The 17,587-nt window shown below is 70.1% G+C and carries 13 protein-coding genes; 7 read left to right on the top strand and 6 right to left on the bottom strand.

The window, feature by feature from the left end; translation table 11 throughout:
* Positions 1 to 4: 4 nt before the first annotated feature.
* From AB0L33_RS02415 to ssd, 4 genes are read right to left on the bottom strand one after another with little or no spacing between them, the layout of a single operon-like run.
* Complete coding sequence (locus AB0L33_RS02415; RefSeq protein ID WP_365677222.1) at positions 5 to 844, bottom strand: type II secretion system F family protein; 840 nt, start codon at positions 842 to 844, stop codon at positions 5 to 7.
* The gene (locus tag AB0L33_RS02410) at positions 841 to 1,722 is read right to left on the bottom strand and encodes a type II secretion system F family protein (RefSeq protein ID WP_365677221.1); all 882 of its coding nucleotides are present in this window, start codon (positions 1,720 to 1,722) and stop codon (positions 841 to 843) included. The genes AB0L33_RS02415 and AB0L33_RS02410 overlap by 4 nt, the downstream gene beginning before the upstream one ends.
* On the bottom strand, positions 1,719 to 2,867 hold the full coding sequence (locus tag AB0L33_RS02405; protein ID WP_365677220.1) for a TadA family conjugal transfer-associated ATPase: 1,149 nt from the start codon (positions 2,865 to 2,867) through the stop codon (positions 1,719 to 1,721). Before AB0L33_RS02405 ends, AB0L33_RS02410 begins: the two co-directional genes overlap by 4 nt.
* Positions 2,864 to 4,006, bottom strand: coding sequence for a septum site-determining protein Ssd (gene ssd / locus AB0L33_RS02400; protein ID WP_365677219.1), 1,143 nt, complete (start codon positions 4,004 to 4,006; stop codon positions 2,864 to 2,866). Before ssd ends, AB0L33_RS02405 begins: the two co-directional genes overlap by 4 nt.
* Positions 4,007 to 4,487: 481 nt before the next feature.
* On the opposite strand from ssd, the gene AB0L33_RS02395 reads away from it, so the two are divergent.
* A complete protein-coding gene (locus AB0L33_RS02395; RefSeq protein ID WP_365677218.1) occupies positions 4,488 to 5,327 on the top strand; it encodes an HAD family hydrolase in 840 nt (279 codons plus the stop codon).
* Positions 5,328 to 5,723: 396 nt separating this feature from the next.
* Here AB0L33_RS02395 and AB0L33_RS02390 read toward each other — a convergent pair whose 3' ends face one another.
* Positions 5,724 to 6,548, bottom strand: a complete 825-nt coding sequence (locus tag AB0L33_RS02390) for an oxidoreductase (protein WP_365677217.1) — start codon at positions 6,546 to 6,548, stop codon at positions 5,724 to 5,726.
* Positions 6,549 to 6,650: 102 nt separating this feature from the next.
* On the opposite strand from AB0L33_RS02390, the gene AB0L33_RS02385 reads away from it, so the two are divergent.
* On the top strand, positions 6,651 to 7,646 hold the full coding sequence (locus AB0L33_RS02385) for an ATP-binding protein (protein WP_365677216.1): 996 nt from the start codon (positions 6,651 to 6,653) through the stop codon (positions 7,644 to 7,646).
* A 106-nt stretch (positions 7,647 to 7,752) separates the two neighbouring features.
* Here AB0L33_RS02385 and AB0L33_RS02380 read toward each other — a convergent pair whose 3' ends face one another.
* The gene (locus AB0L33_RS02380) at positions 7,753 to 9,066 is read right to left on the bottom strand and encodes a hypothetical protein (protein WP_365677215.1); all 1,314 of its coding nucleotides are present in this window, start codon (positions 9,064 to 9,066) and stop codon (positions 7,753 to 7,755) included.
* Positions 9,067 to 9,348: 282 nt separating this feature from the next.
* Here AB0L33_RS02380 and AB0L33_RS02375 point away from each other — a divergent pair, with 282 nt between their 5' ends.
* The 5 genes from AB0L33_RS02375 (at position 9,349) to AB0L33_RS02355 (ending at position 17,512) form a co-directional block, all read left to right on the top strand.
* Complete coding sequence (locus AB0L33_RS02375; protein WP_365677214.1) at positions 9,349 to 12,189, top strand: SulP family inorganic anion transporter; 2,841 nt, start codon at positions 9,349 to 9,351, stop codon at positions 12,187 to 12,189.
* A 184-nt stretch (positions 12,190 to 12,373) separates the two neighbouring features.
* Positions 12,374 to 14,371 (top strand): acetate--CoA ligase, encoded by a 1,998-nt coding sequence (acs, locus tag AB0L33_RS02370; RefSeq protein ID WP_365677213.1) that lies wholly within the window; start codon positions 12,374 to 12,376, stop codon positions 14,369 to 14,371.
* Between the two features lie 223 nt (positions 14,372 to 14,594).
* Positions 14,595 to 16,001 carry a Na+/H+ antiporter NhaA gene (gene nhaA, locus AB0L33_RS02365; RefSeq protein WP_365677212.1) on the top strand — a complete coding sequence of 469 codons (1,407 nt, stop codon included), beginning with the start codon at positions 14,595 to 14,597 and terminating at the stop codon, positions 15,999 to 16,001.
* A 39-nt stretch (positions 16,002 to 16,040) separates the two neighbouring features.
* Positions 16,041 to 16,571 (top strand): phage holin family protein, encoded by a 531-nt coding sequence (locus AB0L33_RS02360; RefSeq protein WP_365677211.1) that lies wholly within the window; start codon positions 16,041 to 16,043, stop codon positions 16,569 to 16,571.
* Complete coding sequence (locus AB0L33_RS02355; RefSeq protein ID WP_365677210.1) at positions 16,568 to 17,512, top strand: alpha/beta hydrolase; 945 nt, start codon at positions 16,568 to 16,570, stop codon at positions 17,510 to 17,512. The genes AB0L33_RS02360 and AB0L33_RS02355 overlap by 4 nt, the downstream gene beginning before the upstream one ends.
* The last annotated feature ends 75 nt before the right edge of the window (positions 17,513 to 17,587 follow it).

Raw genomic sequence — 17,587 nt, 5'->3', positions numbered from 1 at the left:
CGGACTACGCCGGCTGCAGCAGGCCGCCGGCCAGCCCGATCACCACGGGCGCCACCCCCACCGCCAGGAACGCGGGAAGGAAGCAGAGCCCCACCGGCGCGGTGACCATCACGGCGGCCCTCTGCGCCCGCGCCACCGCCGCCCGCGCCCGCTCGGCCCGCAGCGCCTCGGCGATCCGGGCCACAGGCTCCGCCGCCGGGGCCCCTGTCGAGCCCGCGCGGTCCAGGCAGCTCGCCAGGGCGGCGGCCCCCGGTATCCCGCCGAACCTTCCCCAGGCGGCAGTCGGGTCTCCGCCGAGCCGGATCTCCGCGGCCGTCCGGGCGAGCTGGTCGCCCACCGGGCCACCCAGGGAATCCCCCGCCGCCTCGGCCGCTTCCACCGGACCAGCACCGGCGGAAAGGCAGGCCGCCAGCAGGTCCGCCGCCATGGGCAGTTGGCGTACGGCCTCCGCTGTTCGGGCCCTGGCCTCGGCGGCGAGTCGCGAGGCATGCCCGAGCCTGTGCCGCTGCCACCTCCGCGCGCCGCAGGCCGAGGCCAGGCCGACCGCCCAGCCGGTCAGGCCGCCCACGAGGAACCACCCGGTCAGCACGACCGCCGACAGCACCACCCACGGTCCGACCGGCCCGACGAGGACCGTCGGGCCCACCCGAGGCCCAAGCGACCGGAACAGTGCCGTCCGCTCCCCGGGGGCCATCGGCCCGACCTCCAGAAGGCGCTCGCCCCGACGCCGCACCCGCCGGCCTGCCTGCCGCCGCGCCAGAGGCAGAACCACTCGCACATGAAGGCACAGCGCCACCGCAACGGCTTCCGTCGCCCTGACGATCCCTCCGGCCGCAGCGCTCATCCCGCTTCCCCCGCCCGGACGATCCGGGCAGCCCAGAAGAGACCGCATACCTCCAGCAGGACGCCGGTCACCAGGCAGACGAGGCCGACGGTGCTGTGCAGCAACACCCTCAGCGGGTCCGCCCCCAGCGCGGCGCCGAGCCCCAGGCCGAGTACGGGAAGCAGGGCGAGCACCGCGACCGTTGACCACGCCCCCGCGAGTTGCGCCCGCAGTTCGTCCCGCTGACGCCGTTCGGCGCGCAGAGCACTTTCGAGCCGCCCCAGACCCGCCGCGAGCCCGGCACCGCTGCCCACTGCCACCCGCCAGCAGGCAGCCACTCCGGTCAGCCCGTCCAGCCCCGGTTCACCCGCCGCCTGGACGAGAGCCCGCGGCACATCGCCCCCGAACCGAGCGGCGGCCGACACCCGGAATCCGGCTTCGCCCATGACGTCCGTGCCGCGCACCGCGACAAGCAGCGCCTCGCCCGGCTCGCGACCGGCCCTGAGTTCGCCCACCAGCGCACCGCACAGGTCCACCAACCCGTTCGCCCGAGCTTCCCGTTCTTGGCGCGACTGCCTTCTCAGCAGCAATCTCCGTGCCAGAGGAACGGCGGCGGCCCCCGCGATCAGCGGCAGTACGGACTGCCCGAGCACCGCCGGAACCGAGGCCACCGGGAGACACAGCCACTCCCACCGCCCGCGCAGCCGCTTCTCGATCCGGCTGCGGGCCGTTCGCCACCGCTCCCGGGCCGGCGATCGCTCGCCCTCTGCCAGCAGCGCTCGCGCCCGTCGCAACGGCCGGCTATGTCCGATCACCACCAACCACGCCGCCATCACCGCACACAGCGCCGCGGCGTGCACCACGTCCGGCACCCCGACGTGCGTCGTCTCGCCGGTCACAACGCACCCCCGATGAGCTCGTACAACCGCTCCCAGCCCCGCTCCCGCTCAAAGCCCGTGACGCCCCACCGCAGTGCCGGCACGGTCAGCACCAGTCCCGCCGCATCCCGCTCCAGCACATGGATGTCCGCGATCCGCCTGCGCCCGGTCCGGTCCCGTACGAGGTGGACGACGACCGACAGAGCCGCCGCCAGCTGGCTGTGCAGCGCCAGCCGGTCCAGCCCCGCCGCGGTTCCCAGCGCCTCCAACCGTGCCGGGACGTGCCCGGCGGCATTGGCGTGAACAGTGCCTGAGCCACCCTCATGTCCCGTATTGAGGGCGGCCAGGAGCTCAGTCACCTCGCCGCCGCGCACCTCGCCGACCACCAGCCGGTCGGGGCGCATGCGCAGGGCCTGTCGCACCAGGTCCCGAAGGGTCACCCGTCCGGCACCCTCTTGATTCGCAGGGCGCGACTCCAGCCTTACGACGTGCGGGTGGTCCGGTCTAAGCTCTGCCGAGTCCTCGGCGAGCACGATCCGCTCGCGCTCCCCCACCGCCCCCAGCAGGCTCGACAGCAGAGTCGTCTTCCCCGCCCCTGTCCCACCGCTGATCAGGTAGGAGACCCTCGCATCCACCAGGGCCCTCAGCACCCGGTCGCCTCCGGGTGGCACGGTCCCGGCCTCGACCAGCTCGGCCAGTGAGAAGGCCCGGGGCCTGACCACCCTCAGCGAAAGGCACGTCGACCCGACCGATACCGGAGGAAGGACGGCGTGCATACGGGTGCCGTCCGGCAGCCTCGCGTCCACCCAGGGCCTGGCATCGTCCAGCCGGCGCCCCGCCACGGCCGCGAGCCTCTGGGCCAGCCTGCGGACCGCAGCCGAGTCGGGGAAGGCCACCTCGGTGAGTTCGAGTCCGCCGCCCCGGTCCACCCAGACCCGGTCGGGCGCGGACACCAGGACGTCCGTGACATCGGGGTCGGCGAGGAGCGGCTCCAGCACCCCGGCCCCGATCAACTCCCCTCTCAGTTCATCAGCGCGTCCGAGCACTTCAGCCGTGCCGAGCAGACGCCCCTGTGCCCGCAGAGCGGCGGCGACCCCGGCCGGGGTCGGAGCGGTGCCGCTGGAGGCGAGCCGCTGCCTCACCGCGTCGAGCAGCGCCTCGGTCATGGGGTGCCTCCGGCGACCGGCGCGCTGACGTTCTCCCCCACGAGCGCTTGTTCCCAGAAGGAGGCGCAGAATCTGGCCAGCGGTCCGCGCGCGTTGCCGCCGGGCGGCTCGCCGGCGTCCTGCTCGGCGGACAGACCTCTTTCCAGCGGGACCTCACCCACCAATGGCAGCTTCATGGCTCGGGCCACCCACTGCGCGTCGAGCCCCGGCGCGTACGGCCCCCGCGCCACCACCCGCAGATCGTCGAGCACCACCCCGGCCATCGACGCCACGCGCCTGGCCGCCGCGACCGCGCGCAGCTCCCCGGGAACGACCACAAGCCCCAGGTCCAGCTGGGCAAGGGCCTCGGCCACTGCCTCGTCCACCCGGCGCGGCAGGTCGACCACCACCACCCCGCCGAGCCGGCGCGCGGCGGCCAGCACCGCCCGCATGGCGGGGGGCGGGATCACCACCCAATCGTCACGGCCCCAGCTGAGTGCGCGAAGACCGTGCAGCGCGGGCAGCGACTCCTCCAACGCGCCCCCGCCGACCCGGCCCTTGGAATGGGCGAAATCCGGCCACCTCATGCCGTCCGCCCGCTCGCCGCCGAGCAGCACGTCGATGCCGCCCCCCAGCGGGTCTCCGTCGATGAGCATGGTCCGCTGCCCCGCCCTGGCCGCAGTCACAGCGAGGGCGCAGGCCAGAGTGGAGGCACCCGCACCGCCCCGGCCCCCGATGACCCCAACCGTGACAGCGGGCCGGCCGACGCCTTCCGACGCGTTGGCGATCTGGTCGACAAGCCAGGTCTCGGAGTCGGGCAACCGGATCACGCACTCGGCGCCGATCTCAACGGCTCGACGCCACACGTCCGGCACGTCCTCGCCCCGTCCCACCACCATGACGCCGCGCCTGCGCGCCGCGCCGCGGCACCGTGCGGCCGCGTCGTCACCGACGAGGACCATGGGCGCCTGCTCCCACCCCTCTCGGAGGTCCGGCAGCGTGTGATGCACCTCTGGTTCCGCTCCAGCGGCGGCGCACAGCCGCAGTAGATCGTCGAGCAGGTCCACGTCCTCGGTGACGATCAACGGCCCACCTCGCCGCGCGGCGACGGCCGCCCATCGGTCCTGCGCATTGGATTCGGCCACGCTCTCCCCCTCCATCACTCACCTTCGCCGCGGTTCGCGACGCTCTCGGAGCACGTCCGAGAGCGGTGATTCCGGTACCCGTGGAGTTCACGGGTGGAATCACCGTGCAGCGCTTCCGGAAATCATGTGGATCTTGCTCAAAAACCGTGGACAACTCAGTGGTTGTGAATAACTTCGTCGCTCGTACCGGTGACTTCCCGGCGCGACTCTTCAACTACCGACCGTGACAGTGCACGCTGAAGAGAGTCGGCCGCGAATGCGGCTCGACAGGGAGCAGAAGGAGGAGAAATGGTCGAATCCGCGCGAGAAACCGCGTCCGGACATGCGACGACCCCCGCCGGGGGGGAGAGCGGGGGTCGTCCCCACGGCCGACTCGGGGGGGGAGGAGCCGGACCGGGTTAGCACGGTCGCGAACGATCCGTGACTTCCATGGTGTACCCGAGGCCCTTCTCAGGCAAACCCACGCGCTGGGGTTTACGCCGAATGGCGGCCCCCTATGCTCTGCCGTGTGGAAAACCGCTTCTTGCCGCGCACAGCCGCCTTCTTTGACCTGGACAAGACGGTCATTGCGAAGTCCTCGACACTGACCTTCAGCAAGTCCTTCTACCATGGCGGGCTGATCAACCGCCGCGCGGTGCTGCGTACCGCGTACACACAGTTCGTGTTCCTTGTCGGGGGCGCGGATCACGATCAGATGGAGCGGATGCGCCAATATCTCTCGGCGCTCTGCAAGGGCTGGAACGTGCAGCAGGTCAAGGAACTCGTTGCCGAGACCCTGCACGAACTGATCGACCCGATCATCTACGACGAGGCGGCGACCCTCATCGAGGAGCATCACACCGCCGGTCGCGACGTCGTGATCGTCTCGACTTCGGGGGCCGAGGTCGTCGAACCGATCGGCGAAATGCTCGGCGCCGACCGCGTCGTCGCCACCCGCATGGTCGTCGGTGACGACGGCTGCTACACGGGCGAGGTGGAGTACTACGCGTACGGCCCCACCAAGGCCGAAGCCATCAAGGCACTCGCGGAATCCGAGGGATACGACCTGGCCCGCTGCTACGCGTACAGCGACTCGGCCACCGATGTTCCGATGCTGGAATCCGTCGGCCACCCCCACGCGGTCAATCCGGACCGCGCGCTGCGACGGGAGGCCGCGCTCCGCGAGTGGCCGATTCTCGTCTTCGACCGGCCGGTCCGCCTCAAGCAGCGCCTCTCGGCGTTCACCCTGCCGCCGCGACCGGCGCTCATGGCCGCGGCCGCTGTGAGTGCGGCCGCACTCACAGCGGGAGCCGTCTGGTACGCCGCACGCCGACGGGCCGGCGCGGCTACCGCCTGACCCGACCGATTGAACCAACTCGTCCGTAATTGAACCCAAAAGTAAAGAAGTGCGGCCACCACTACCGCTCCACCGGCCCCTGGAGTACAAAGGACTCAACGGCCCGCGAGACCAAGGACGTCCGTGAGGATGACCTGAATTACGCAGCAACGGCCCCACGGACCGCGCACGAAAACCCGGCACCCACGCGACGTCGACCCGTCGATTACGGGCCAGCCACACCAGGAGCGGGCAAAGACTCCGCCCTGATGGGCACATATCGAGGACGCTTGGTAACTGGGCGGACGTGCCAGCGGCGGTACCGAGACCGGTACCGCCGCAACCATGTTGAGCCCGCATGACACGCCACCCGTGCGAAAGCGACCGGCCGAGACCGGCGGCCGGGAGCCGTCTGCGTTACGCGGCGCCTCGTTGCAGCGCCTCGCACACTGCCGTCGACTCCCTCGCGCCGAGTTCAGCCGAGCGACCGCAATGACCGATCCAGGCCGCCATGCCGTCCGGCGTGCCGGACAGATACCCGTCGAAGGCTGTTGCGTAGGCCGCCCGCCCCTGCTCGGCGTGCCCGACCTCGGCCGGGCAGATCGATTTGGGATCGAGCCCGCTCCCGATCAGCACGATCCGTTCCGCGGTTCGCGCCACCAGGCCGTTGTGCGAACCGAAGGGGCGCAGTGCCAGCAGCTCTCCGTGGACGACGGCGGCGGTCACCAGAGCGGGCGCCTCACTCCCCGAAAGAATGATCCTGCTGAGGCCGTCCAGGCGACCCGCGACCTCGTCCGCGACCGGCAGCGGCGCCTCGATCAGGGGCTCGTCCACCGGTTCGCCCGCCAGCCGGGGCCGACCGACCGCGTCCTCCTGAGCGGCGCTGCCGGCCGCCACCAGATGGAGCCGGGCCAGCACCCGCAAGGGCGACTGCCGCCAAATGGAAAGCAGCTGCCCCGCCTCCGCCGTCAGGCGCAGTGCGGCTCCGACGACACGCGCCTCGTCGTCACCACTGAAATCGGTGCGCCGACGCACCTCTTCGAGGTTCCAGTCGGCACCGGACAGGGCAGCCGATCCACGCGCACCTCGCAGAGCGGCCTCCGCCGTGACTTCGTTGCTGCGGCGCCGCATCACGCGGTGGCCGTAGACGCGGTCCACCGCCTTACGTACGGAGTCCACCGCGTCGGTCACGCCCGGCAGAGCGCCCAGAGAGACGAGCGGGTCCGAGGAAGTCGTACTCATAAGTAGCGAGGCTACGCGCCTCCTGCCCGCCTACCAGCCGGGAGTGGCCTTCTTCACGAACCCAGACCACTCGTTGCGATCAATCGACTACCCTAGGTGAACATGAAGATCGCTTTCGTAGGGAAGGGCGGCAGCGGAAAGACCACGCTGTCCTCGCTCTTCATCCGCCACCTCGCAGCCAATGAAGCCCACGTCGTCGCGGTGGACGCCGACATCAACCAGCACCTCGGAGCCGCGCTCGGCCTCGACGAGGACGAATCCGCAGCGCTGCCCGCCATGGGCGCCCAGCTGCCCCTGATCAAGGAGTACCTGCGCGGCAGCAATCCGCGCATCGCCTCGGCCGAGACGATGATCAAGACGACGCCGCCGGGCGAGGGCTCCCGCCTCCTGCGCGTACGCGAGGACAACCCGATCTTCGACGCCTGCGCCCGTGCGGTCCGGCTCGACGACGGAGACATCCGGCTGATGGCCACGGGGCCTTTCACCGAATCGGACCTGGGCGTGGCGTGCTACCACTCGAAGGTCGGCGCGGTGGAGCTCTGCCTCAACCACCTCGTGGACGGCCCGGACGAGTACGTGGTGGTCGATATGACCGCCGGTTCGGACTCCTTCGCCTCGGGGATGTTCACCCGCTTCGACATGACCTTCCTCATCGCCGAACCGACTCGCAAGGGTGTCTCCGTCTATCGCCAGTACAAGGAGTACACACGGGACTTCGGCGTGGACCTGAAGGTCGTCGGGAACAAGGTGCAGGGCGAGGACGACTTGGACTTCCTGCTCTCCGAGGTGGGGGACGACCTGCTGGTGACCGTCGGCCATTCCGACTGGGTGCGGGCCATGGAGAAGGGCCGCCCCGCTCGCTTCGAGCTGCTTGAGGCGGACAACCGGATGGCACTGCAAGCCTTGCAGAACGCGGCGGAGGACTCGTACGAGCGCCGGGACTGGGCTCGTTACACGCGCCAGATGGTGCACTTCCACCTGAAGAACGCGGAGAGCTGGGGCAACGAGAAGACCGGTGCCGACCTCGCCGCACAGGTCGACCCCGGCTTCGTACTGGACGAGCGCTTCATCCGCGCCGAAGCCGCCCAGCCCGCGTGATCGGCTGAGCTCCCGGGCGGACCTTCCACAGCGTCCCCCGTGGCACGGTTGGGCACACCGGACGGCGCCGGGCACGTCTTCTGCCCGGCGCCCGGGACCACTGGATCTAACGACCGGCCGGGTTCCCCGCGGCCGCGGCCGGCCGCTCCCGGTCCGCACCTGCCTTGAGGAACGCGGGCCACCCGGCTTCGGGCGCCTGACCGACCTTCAGCGTCCGGAGCTTCGCCAGGGTGGCCGGATCCTGGGCGTCGAGCCAGTCCGCCAGTTGCCGGAACGAGACACAGCGCACCTCCTTTTTGGTGCAGACAGCCGCGATCGTCTCCTCGATGGCGCGCATGTACGCACCACCGTTCCAGGACTCGAAGTGGTTGCCGATGATCAGCGGCGCGCGGTTGCCGTCATACGCGCGACCGAAGGCCTGCAGCAGGCCGTCGCGCATCTGATTTCCCCAGTACTCGTGCTTGTCCGGGTCGCCCTGCGTCGTTCCGGACTGGTTGAACATGAAGTTGTAGTCCATCGACAGGGTCTCGAAGTCGCGCCCGGGAACCGGCACCAGTTGCATGGAGAGGTCCCACACACCGTTCTTCTTCCGGGGCCACACCTGGTCGTTGACACCGCTTGAGTCGTAGCGGAACCCCATGGTGCGCGCCGCCGCCACCATGTTCTCCCGACCCTCCAGGCACGGGGTGCGGCCGCCGACGAGCTCCTTGTCGTAGTCGAAGGGCAGCGCCTCCTCGCCCTTCAGGACCGGGTCATTCGTCTTCCAGCCCTTCACGAACGACTTGGCCTGGCTGATCTCGCTCTTCCAATCCTCGACGGACCAGGTGCCGACGCCACCGTCCTTGCCGCAGAAGTGCCCATTGAAGTGGGTGCCGATCTCGTTGCCGTCCTGCCAGGCGCCGCGGAGCTGGGTCAGGGTGTCGCGGATGCCCGTGGTGTCGTTGAAACCGATGTCCGAGGCACCGGCCTTGTGCTTGGGCGGGTCGTACTGCGTCCGCTTCCCCTCCGGCAGCAGATATACGCCGCTGAGGAAGTACGTCATCGCGGCGTTGTACTTCTTGCCCACCTCGCGGAAGTGCGAGAAGAGTCGCTGGCTGTCCTCGCCCGCCCCGTCCCACGAGAACACCACGAACTGTGGCGGTTTCTGGCTAGGCGTCAGACGACTCACTGCCGGCTGCTTGGGCTGTACACCCGTGAAGGCGGTGGAACCATCGCCAATGGCCCGGAACACGCGCTTGGGCGCGGCTTCGGCGCCCTTCTTCTTCTCTCCCGCGGCGCCGTTCACGGCCCCGAGGCCGGAGCCCTCGGCGCCGGAGCCACCGCCCGAGCACCCGGCCGCCCCCATGACCAGTGCGACAGCCATGACCCCCAGGCCGATCCTTCTCGTGGCGCCCTTCGACTTCTTCGCGGCGGCCATCATCCGCCCACCTCTTTCTCGCAGGTAGCTTGCGCCGGGTGCCGACACGGCGCCGCCAAAGTCGCACGCACTTCCCAAGAACCAGCACGACAGGCCGAATGAAAAGATGACTATTCACCGTAATGAGTGATCGAGCGGCCCATTTGCCCTTAATCCTGGACACACTTCTTTACCCTCCATTACGATCCGTTTACCGAGAGTTGAGAAATCCCGCCGCTGCATGCCGTGACCAACGGCCGCGTCATCGAGTTCCACGACCGCGTTGCCCAGGAAGAGACGGGAAATATGTCTGCCTGCGTACCCACTCGCCACGACCACTCGTCCCGCAGTTCCCGCCCCTCCCGGTCCTCGGGAGTCAAGCGACCCCACAGCCCGCCCCCGCCGCCGCGCGGCGGACGGTTCCGCATCCCGGGCGCCGATGTGTCCGCGTCCATCACTGTCTTTCTGCTCGCCATCCCCATGTCACTCGGCCTGGCTGTCGCCATGGGAGCCCCCCTGGAGGCGGGCCTCATCTCTGCCGCGGTCGGCGGCATCGTCGCCGGACTCCTCGGGGGCACCCCCCTCCAGGTCTCCGGACCGTCCGCCGGACTGACCGTGGTCACCGCCGAGACGATCCAGATCTACGGCTGGCGCACCACCTGCGCCATCACGATCGGAGCGGGCCTGCTTCAGCTCGCGCTCGGCTCGCTGCGCGCGGCCCGCAGCGCGCTCGCCGTCAGTCCCGCCATCGTCCACGGCACGCTCGCCGGCATCGGCGTGGCCATCGCGCTCGCGCAACTGCACATCGTGCTGGGCGGTTCGCCGCAGAGCTCGGCGATCTCCAACGTGCTGCATCTCCCCGACCAACTTGCACGTGTCAGTCCCGCTGCTCCGTTGATCGGCGCGCTCACCGTAGCCGTCCTCGTCCTGTGGCCGCTGCTGCCCGGACGGACCGGGCGGTTCCTGCGCCGCGTTCCGGCGGCCCTTGCCTCCGTGGGTCTGGCCACAGCCGTGGCCGCGTGGGCGGCACCTTCGATCGCCCGGGTCGACCTGCCCTCCTGGCGCTCGCACGCCCTGCCCGAGATGCCGCAAGGACCGGTGCTCGGCCTGGCCACAGCCGTATTCACGATGATGCTGGTGGCCAGCCTGGAGTCACTGCTCGCCGCCGTCGCCGTGGACAAGCTGGCCGCCGACCGCAACCGCGCCCGCTCGACAGAGTCTCCCGCGCTGTCCGGTGAGGTGCGGGACGACGAGACGGACGAATCGCGCGAGAGCGGGGGCCGCCCCGACACTTCCGGGACGCCCGCCGCGTCCGCCGCACACGCAGGCCCGGACGGCGCCGAGCGACCCGCGCCACCCCTGCACAAGCGCTCCGACCTCGACCGGGAGCTACGCGCGCAAGGCGTCGCCAACGCGGTATCCGGCCTGCTGGGAGGCCTCGCGGTCTCAGGGGGAGCCGTGCGCAGTTCGGCGAATGTGAGAGCCGGGGCGACCAGCCGCGCGTCCACCGTGCTGCACGGCGTATGGATCCTGGTCGCGTCCGCCCTGCTGGTCACGTTGCTGGAGCGCATCCCGCTCGCCGCCCTGGGGGCGCTGGTGATGATGGTCGGCCTCAAGATGGTGAGCCTGGCGCACATCCGAAACGTCCATAGGCACCGGGAGTTCCTGGTGTACGGCGCGACCATCGCCGGAGTGCTGGTCGTCGGCGTGCTCAAGGGCGTGGTCATCGGTATCGCCGTAGCAGTGGCCGTCGCCCTGCACCGGCTGAGCCAAACCCGGATCTCGGTTTCCGAACGGAACGGGCAGCATCTCGTTGTCGTGCGGGGCCAGTTGACCTTTCTGGCGGTCCCCCGCCTCAGCCGGGTCCTGGGGCGGCTTCCTCAGGATTCGGATGTGGTCCTGGAGTTGGACGGTTCGTTCATGGACCACGCCGCGTACGAGACGATCCAGGACTGGAGCAACGCCCACGCGGCCCACGGTGGTCAGGTGGCGTTCGCCGGGAGGTCGGGCGGCAGGATCGCCGAACCCGCCGCTGCGGCGCACTCCTGCTGCCGGCCATGGACCCCTTGGCGCAACCACCACTGCCACGACCAGCCCGAGCACGCCCCTCCCGCAGAGGCCGGTAGTGGCACGGATGCCACCGCGGCCGAGGCCCCGCAGCCCACGGCGAGCGACCTGAACGCCATGCACCAGCCCAGCCCCGCAGACACCGTCGGCACCGCGACAGCCCCCGCCGAGACCGAGACCACCTCCACTCCCGCCCCGGGCGACCCCACCCCCGCCCCATCTGAGCCCAGCGGCACCACCGCCTCCACCCGGGCGCCCGTCGCCCCGCACGCGGAGCGCCCCGCCCGAACCGCCTCCACCCCGCGGCCCGCATCCGCCGGCCGCCCCCCGCGCGCAGCTCGCGATCACCGCCTGCTCAGAGGTCTCAGCTCGTTTCAGCGGGATACGGCACCCCTGGTCCGAGGTGAGCTGGCGCGCCTCGCCAGGGAGGGGCAACGTCCCTCGCAGCTCTTCATCACCTGCGCGGACTCCCGCCTCGTGACGAGCATGATCACGGCCAGCGGGCCGGGCGACCTGTTCACCGTGCGGAACATCGGCAACCTGGTACCACCCCCTGAGGCCGAGGAGGGGGACCACTCGGTGGGGGCCGCGATCGAGTACGCGGTGGACGTGCTCGGCGTGGAGTCCATCACTGTCTGCGGCCACTCCGACTGCGGCGCGATGAATGCGCTGCTGGGGGCCGCCCCCGAAACCCCGGACACATCGCTGTGGCGCTGGCTCCGGCACGGACTGCCCAGCCTGGCGCGGGTGGCCTCGGCCGGCGACGACCATCCGGTCCGGCTTACCGGGCGGCTGCCAGCGGACCCGGTGGAGCAGCTCTGCCTGACCAACGTGGTCCAACAGCTCGACCACCTGAGGGCCCATCCATCGGTGGCACGCCGGAGCGCAGACGGCACCCTTCAGCTCCACGGCATGTACTTCCACGTGGCCGAGGCCCAGTCATATCTGCTGGACGAGGCCACGAGTGCGGGGAGCGGCTCTGCCGGAGTGTTCGACCCGATCGCACCGGCGCACCCCATCTCGCCGACGCACCCGATCACGCCGGAGCGCCCGTCCGAGCTGACCCCTACGGGCGGCTGAACCGCAGGCATCTCGGATCCGTAAGACCTGATGAACCCGCTTCCGAGTCGGAGGCGACCACACCGACGGTGTGCCCCACCGCGCCACCCCGGCGCGGAGGCGGGATCATGCCTCTATACACGAGACACAGGTCTAAACCAATTCCCGGCAGACACTTGTCACCCGGCCTTGGGACTGATGAGCTATGCCCCGGGACACAACGGACACCCTGGGACTGGGAGAAGTCGTGAGCAACGAGAGCCTGGCCAACCTGCTTCGGGAAGAGCGGAAATTCGCTCCGCCTGCCGAGCTGGCCGCCAACGCCAACGTCACCGCAGAGGCGTACGAGCAGGCCGAAGCGGACCGGCTGGGCTTCTGGGCCGAGCAAGCCCGCCGCCTGACCTGGGCCACCGAGCCGACCGAGACCCTCGACTGGAGCAACCCGCCCTTCGCGAAGTGGTTCGCGGACGGCGAGCTCAACGTCGCGTACAACTGCGTGGACCGGCACGTCGAGGCGGGCAACGGCGACCGGGTCGCCATCCACTTCGAGGGCGAGCCGGGCGACAGCCGCGCCATCACCTACGCGGAGCTGAAGGACGAGGTCTCCCGCGCCGCCAACGCCCTCACCGAGCTCGGTGTCGGCAAGGGCGACCGGGTCGCCGTCTACCTTCCGATGATCCCCGAGGCCGCCGTCGCGATGCTGGCCTGCGCCCGCATCGGCGCCGCGCACTCGGTGGTCTTCGGCGGCTTCTCCGCCGACGCGATCGCCGCCCGCATCCAGGACGCGGACGCAAAGGTCGTCATCACGGCCGACGGCGGGTACCGCCGCGGCAAGCCCTCCGCGCTCAAGCCCGCGGTCGACGACGCCGTCTCCCGTATCGACAGCGTCGAGCACGTTCTGGTGGTCCGCCGTACCGGCCAGGACACCGCGTGGAACGAGGGCCGCGACGTCTGGTGGCACGAGATCACGGGCCGCCAGTCCGCCGAGCACACGCCCGAGGCGTTCGAGGCGGAGCAGCCGCTCTTCATCCTGTACACGTCGGGCACGACCGGGAAGCCCAAGGGCATCCTGCACACCTCCGGCGGCTACCTCACCCAGGCGGCGTACACCCACCACGCGGTCTTCGACCTCAAGCCTGAGACCGACGTCTACTGGTGCACCGCCGACATCGGCTGGGTGACCGGGCACTCCTACATCGTCTACGGACCGCTGGCCAACGGCGCCACGCAGGTGATGTACGAGGGCACCCCCGACACCCCGCACCAGGGGCGCTTCTGGGAGATCGTCCAGAAGTACGGGGTCACGATCCTCTACACCGCGCCCACCGCGATCCGTACGTTCATGAAGTGGGGGGACGACATCCCCGCCAAGTTCGACCTGTCGTCCCTGCGCGTCCTCGGCTCGGTCGGTGAGCCGATCAACCCCGAGGCGTGGGTCTGGTACCGCAAGCACATCGGTGCCGACAAGTGCCCGATCGTGGACACCTGGTGGCAGACCGAGACCGGCACGATGATGATCTCGCCGCTGCCCGGCGTCACCGAGACCAAGCCGGGAAGCGCCCAGCGCGCCCTGCCGGGCATCTCTGCGACCGTCGTGGACGACGAGGCCAACGAGGTCCCGAACGGCGGAGGCGGCTACCTGGTCCTCACCGAGCCGTGGCCGTCGATGCTCCGCACCATCTGGCGCGACGACCAGCGGTTCCTCGACACCTACTGGTCGCGTTTCGAGGGCAAGTACTTCGCCGGCGACGGCGCCAAGAAGGACGAGGACGGCGACATCTGGCTGCTCGGCCGGGTGGACGACGTCATGCTGGTGTCCGGGCACAACATCTCGACCACCGAGGTCGAGTCGGCGCTCGTCTCGCACCCGTCGGTCGCCGAGGCCGCCGTGGTCGGCGCCGCCGACGAGACGACCGGCCAGGCCATCGTCGCCTTCGTCATCCTGCGGGGCACGGCGACCGCCTCCGACGAGCTGGTGGCGGAGCTGCGCAACCACGTCGGGGCGACCCTCGGCCCGATCGCCAAGCCGAAGCGCATCATGCCGGTGGCCGAGCTCCCGAAGACCCGCTCCGGCAAGATCATGCGCCGCCTGCTGCGCGACGTGGCGGAGAACCGGGCCCTGGGCGACGTCACGACCCTGACCGACTCCTCGGTCATGGACCTGATCCAGAGCCAGCTGCCGTCGGCCCCCTCCGAGGACTGACACCGACGCACAACCCGAAGGGCACCCGGCAGCGCGCCGGGTGCCCTTCGGGCACTTACGGTGAGATCACCGTTCCCAAGCATCCTTACCGCCACGCCCCGCGAGTACAGTGGCAGCTGATCGACAACAAGATAAGAAAATCTTCACAGGGGTGCCGGGAAGTCTGGTCGGCAAGTGCATCAGCCATGCCATCGCTGCCGTACCGACCCGGAGGTCTCCCCCCGTGGCCACTCCCGCCCCGACGCCCACCGGCCCGCGCCGTACCTTCTTGGGACGGCTGCCGCTCCCCGAGCGCAACTACGTCGCCGACGCCCTGCGTACGGAGACCGTCGGGGGCATCATCCTGCTGGTCGCCGCCGTGGCAGCGCTGGTCTGGGCGAACACAGCGGGTGCGAGCTACTCGGCCGTCAGCCACTTCCACATCGGGCCCGGAACCCTCGGTCTGCACCTCTCCGTGGAGCACTGGGCCGCCGACGGGCTGCTCGCGATCTTCTTCTTCGTCGCGGGCGTCGAACTCAAACGCGAACTCGTGGCGGGAGAACTGCGCGATCCGAAGGCCGCGGCGCTCCCCGTGGCCGCCGCGCTCTGCGGAATGGCGGTCCCAGCCGTCGTCTACACCCTGGTGAACGTCTTCGGCGACGGCTCGAAGGACGGCTGGGCCGTGCCCACCGCCACGGACATCGCCTTCGCTCTGGCCGTACTCGCCGTCATCGGCGCCTCGCTCCCCGCCGCGCTCCGGGCATTCCTGCTGACGCTCGCCGTCGTGGACGACCTCTTCGCGATCCTCATCATCGCCATCTTCTTCACCGAGGACATCAACTTCCTGGCGCTCGGCGGGGCCTTCCTCGGCCTGGGCCTCTTCTACCTGCTGCTCCGCCTCGGTGTGCGCGGCTGGTACGTCTACGTGCCGCTCGCCCTGGTCATCTGGGGGCTGATGTACAACAGCGGCGTCCACGCCACCATCGCCGGTGTCGCCATGGGCCTGATGCTGCGCTGCACGCGCCGCGAGGGTGAGGAGCACTCACCCGGTGAGCGCATCGAGCACCTGGTGCACCCGCTGTCGGCGGGCTTCGCCGTTCCGGTCTTCGCGCTCTTCTCCGCAGGGGTCTCCCTCTCCGGCGGTGCGGTGGCCTCCGTGTTCGACCGGCCGGAAACCCTCGGGGTCGTCCTGGGCCTCGTCGCCGGCAAGACCATCGGCGTCTTCGGCGGTACGTGGCTGACCACCCGGCTCACCAGGGCAGAGCTGAACAAGGACCTGGCCTGGGCGGACGTCTTCGCGATCGCCACCCTCGCCGGCATCGGCTTCACCGTGTCGCTGCTGATCGGGGAGCTCGCGTTCGCCGGTGACGACGACATGATCAATGAGATCAAGGCGTCGGTTCTGCTCGGCTCCCTCATTGCCGCCGTACTCTCCGGTGTACTGCTCAAACTCCGGGTACGCAGATACAGGGCGCTGTCCGACGCCGAGGAACTCGACGCGGACGGTTCCGGAGTGCCGGACGTCTACGAACAGGACGATCCGGCCTACCACCTGAGGATGGCCGCGATCTACGAGGAGAAGGCGGCCGAGCACCGCCGCCTGGCCCGACTGGCGGGGGCAGCGAGCGACAGGCCGGACAGTCCGGCATGATCTGACATCGGACGTGTTGAACAGGAGAGGGAGTCAGGGATGAGCGACCCCGGCAATTACGCGGGCGGCGCCGACCGCAGTCTCGGCCAGCTGGTCGCGTCGGCGACGGCCGAACTGTCGGCGCTGGTGCACGACGAAATCGCCCTGGCCAAGGCCGAGGTGCGGCAGGACGTCAAGCGCGGCGTCATCGGCAGTGTGGCGTTCATCGTCACGGGCGTGCTGATCCTGTTCGCGATCCCGGTGCTGAGCTTCGCGGCCGCGTACGGCATCCACAACCTGGGGCTGGGCCTCGCCTGGTCGTTCCTGATCGTGGGCGGCGCGTTCATCCTGCTGGGCATTCTGCTCGCGCTCTTCGGATACGCGAAGATCAAGAAGGTCAAGCCGCCGGAGAAGTCCATCGCCTCCGCCAAGCAGACCGCCGCCGTCCTTCAGGGCGTCAAGCCGCACCCGCGCCCCCAGACCGCCACCGACGCGATCCTCCCGGTGGGCGGAAGCACCCGCTCCGACCACGCCATCGAAAGCGCACCGGTCCAGGACAAGGCGTCGGCTGTGGCACGCTCGTCCGCATGACCGTTCCCGCACCGTCCGCCCCGGCCGGCGGCCCCGTCCGCCTCGACGGCCCCTGGACCCACCGGGACGTCGCGGCGAACGGCGCCCGCTTCCACATCGCCGAAATGGGTGAAGGGCCGCTGGTCCTCCTCCTGCACGGCTTCCCTCAGTTCTGGTGGACCTGGCGCCATCAGCTGCCCGCCCTCGCGGAGGCCGGCTACCGGGCCGTGGCGATGGATCTGCGCGGCGTCGGCGGCAGCGACCGTACGCCCCGGGGCTACGATCCCGCCAACCTGGCGCTCGACATCACGGGCGTGATCAGGTCCCTGGGCGAGCCGGACGCCGCCCTCGTCGGCCACGACATGGGCGGATACCTGGCCTGGACCGCCGCCGTAATGCGCCCGAAGCTGGTGCGCCGGCTGGTCGTCTCCTCGATGCCCCACCCACGGCGGTGGCGCTCCTCGATGCTCTCCGACTTCGGACAGACCCGGGCCGGCTCGTACATCTGGGGCTTCCAGCGCCCCTGGGTGCCGGAGCGTCAGCTCGTCGCCGACGACGGCGCCCTGGTGGGCCGGCTGATCAGCGACTGGGCGGGGCCGGGCAAGGCGGAGTTCCCCGACGAGTCGACGCTCGGCGTCTACCGGCGGGCCATGACGATTCCGTCGACAGCGCACTGCTCGATCGAGCCGTACCGCTGGATGGTGCGCTCGCTGGCGCGCCCGGACGGCATCCAGTTCAACCGGCGCATGAAGCGGCCCGTTCGGGTGCCGACGCTGCACCTTCACGGTTCACTCGATCCGGCGGTCCGCACCCGCAGCGCGGCCGGATCCGGCGAGTACGTCGAGGCGCCCTACCGTTGGCGACTTTTCGACGGTCTGGGGCACTTCCCCCACGAGGAGGATCCGGCGGGGTTCTCGGCCGAACTCATCAACTGGCTCAAGGATTCCGAGCCGGATCGCTAGCCGCTCCGGCACACGTGTCCGAGGAACGGCCACGTGCCTGGCGCATAAGCCAATTGGCTGACGGATGGGCGGTTA

Source organism: Streptomyces sp. NPDC052299 (assembly GCF_040679335.1).
GTDB lineage: Bacteria > Actinomycetota > Actinomycetes > Streptomycetales > Streptomycetaceae > Streptomyces.
This window is presented reverse-complemented; position numbering and strand designations above follow the sequence as displayed.

What these genes read in the sequence shown, in the direction of transcription:
- AB0L33_RS02355 (WP_365677210.1), top strand. Translation starts at nt 16,568, where the DNA reads ATGACCGTTCCCGCACCGTCCGCCCCGGCCGGCGGCCCCGTCCGCCTC.
- AB0L33_RS02395 (WP_365677218.1), top strand. Translation starts at nt 4,488, where the DNA reads ATGCTCTGCCGTGTGGAAAACCGCTTCTTGCCGCGCACAGCCGCCTTC.
- ssd (WP_365677219.1), bottom strand. Translation starts at nt 4,006, where the DNA reads ATGGAGGGGGAGAGCGTGGCCGAATCCAATGCGCAGGACCGATGGGCG.
- AB0L33_RS02385 (WP_365677216.1), top strand. Translation starts at nt 6,651, where the DNA reads ATGAAGATCGCTTTCGTAGGGAAGGGCGGCAGCGGAAAGACCACGCTG.
- AB0L33_RS02375 (WP_365677214.1), top strand. Translation starts at nt 9,349, where the DNA reads ATGTCTGCCTGCGTACCCACTCGCCACGACCACTCGTCCCGCAGTTCC.
- AB0L33_RS02380 (WP_365677215.1), bottom strand. Translation starts at nt 9,066, where the DNA reads ATGATGGCCGCCGCGAAGAAGTCGAAGGGCGCCACGAGAAGGATCGGC.
- AB0L33_RS02360 (WP_365677211.1), top strand. Translation starts at nt 16,041, where the DNA reads ATGAGCGACCCCGGCAATTACGCGGGCGGCGCCGACCGCAGTCTCGGC.
- AB0L33_RS02390 (WP_365677217.1), bottom strand. Translation starts at nt 6,548, where the DNA reads ATGAGTACGACTTCCTCGGACCCGCTCGTCTCTCTGGGCGCTCTGCCG.
- AB0L33_RS02405 (WP_365677220.1), bottom strand. Translation starts at nt 2,867, where the DNA reads ATGACCGAGGCGCTGCTCGACGCGGTGAGGCAGCGGCTCGCCTCCAGC.
- AB0L33_RS02415 (WP_365677222.1), bottom strand. Translation starts at nt 844, where the DNA reads ATGAGCGCTGCGGCCGGAGGGATCGTCAGGGCGACGGAAGCCGTTGCG.
- acs (WP_365677213.1), top strand. Translation starts at nt 12,374, where the DNA reads ATGCCCCGGGACACAACGGACACCCTGGGACTGGGAGAAGTCGTGAGC.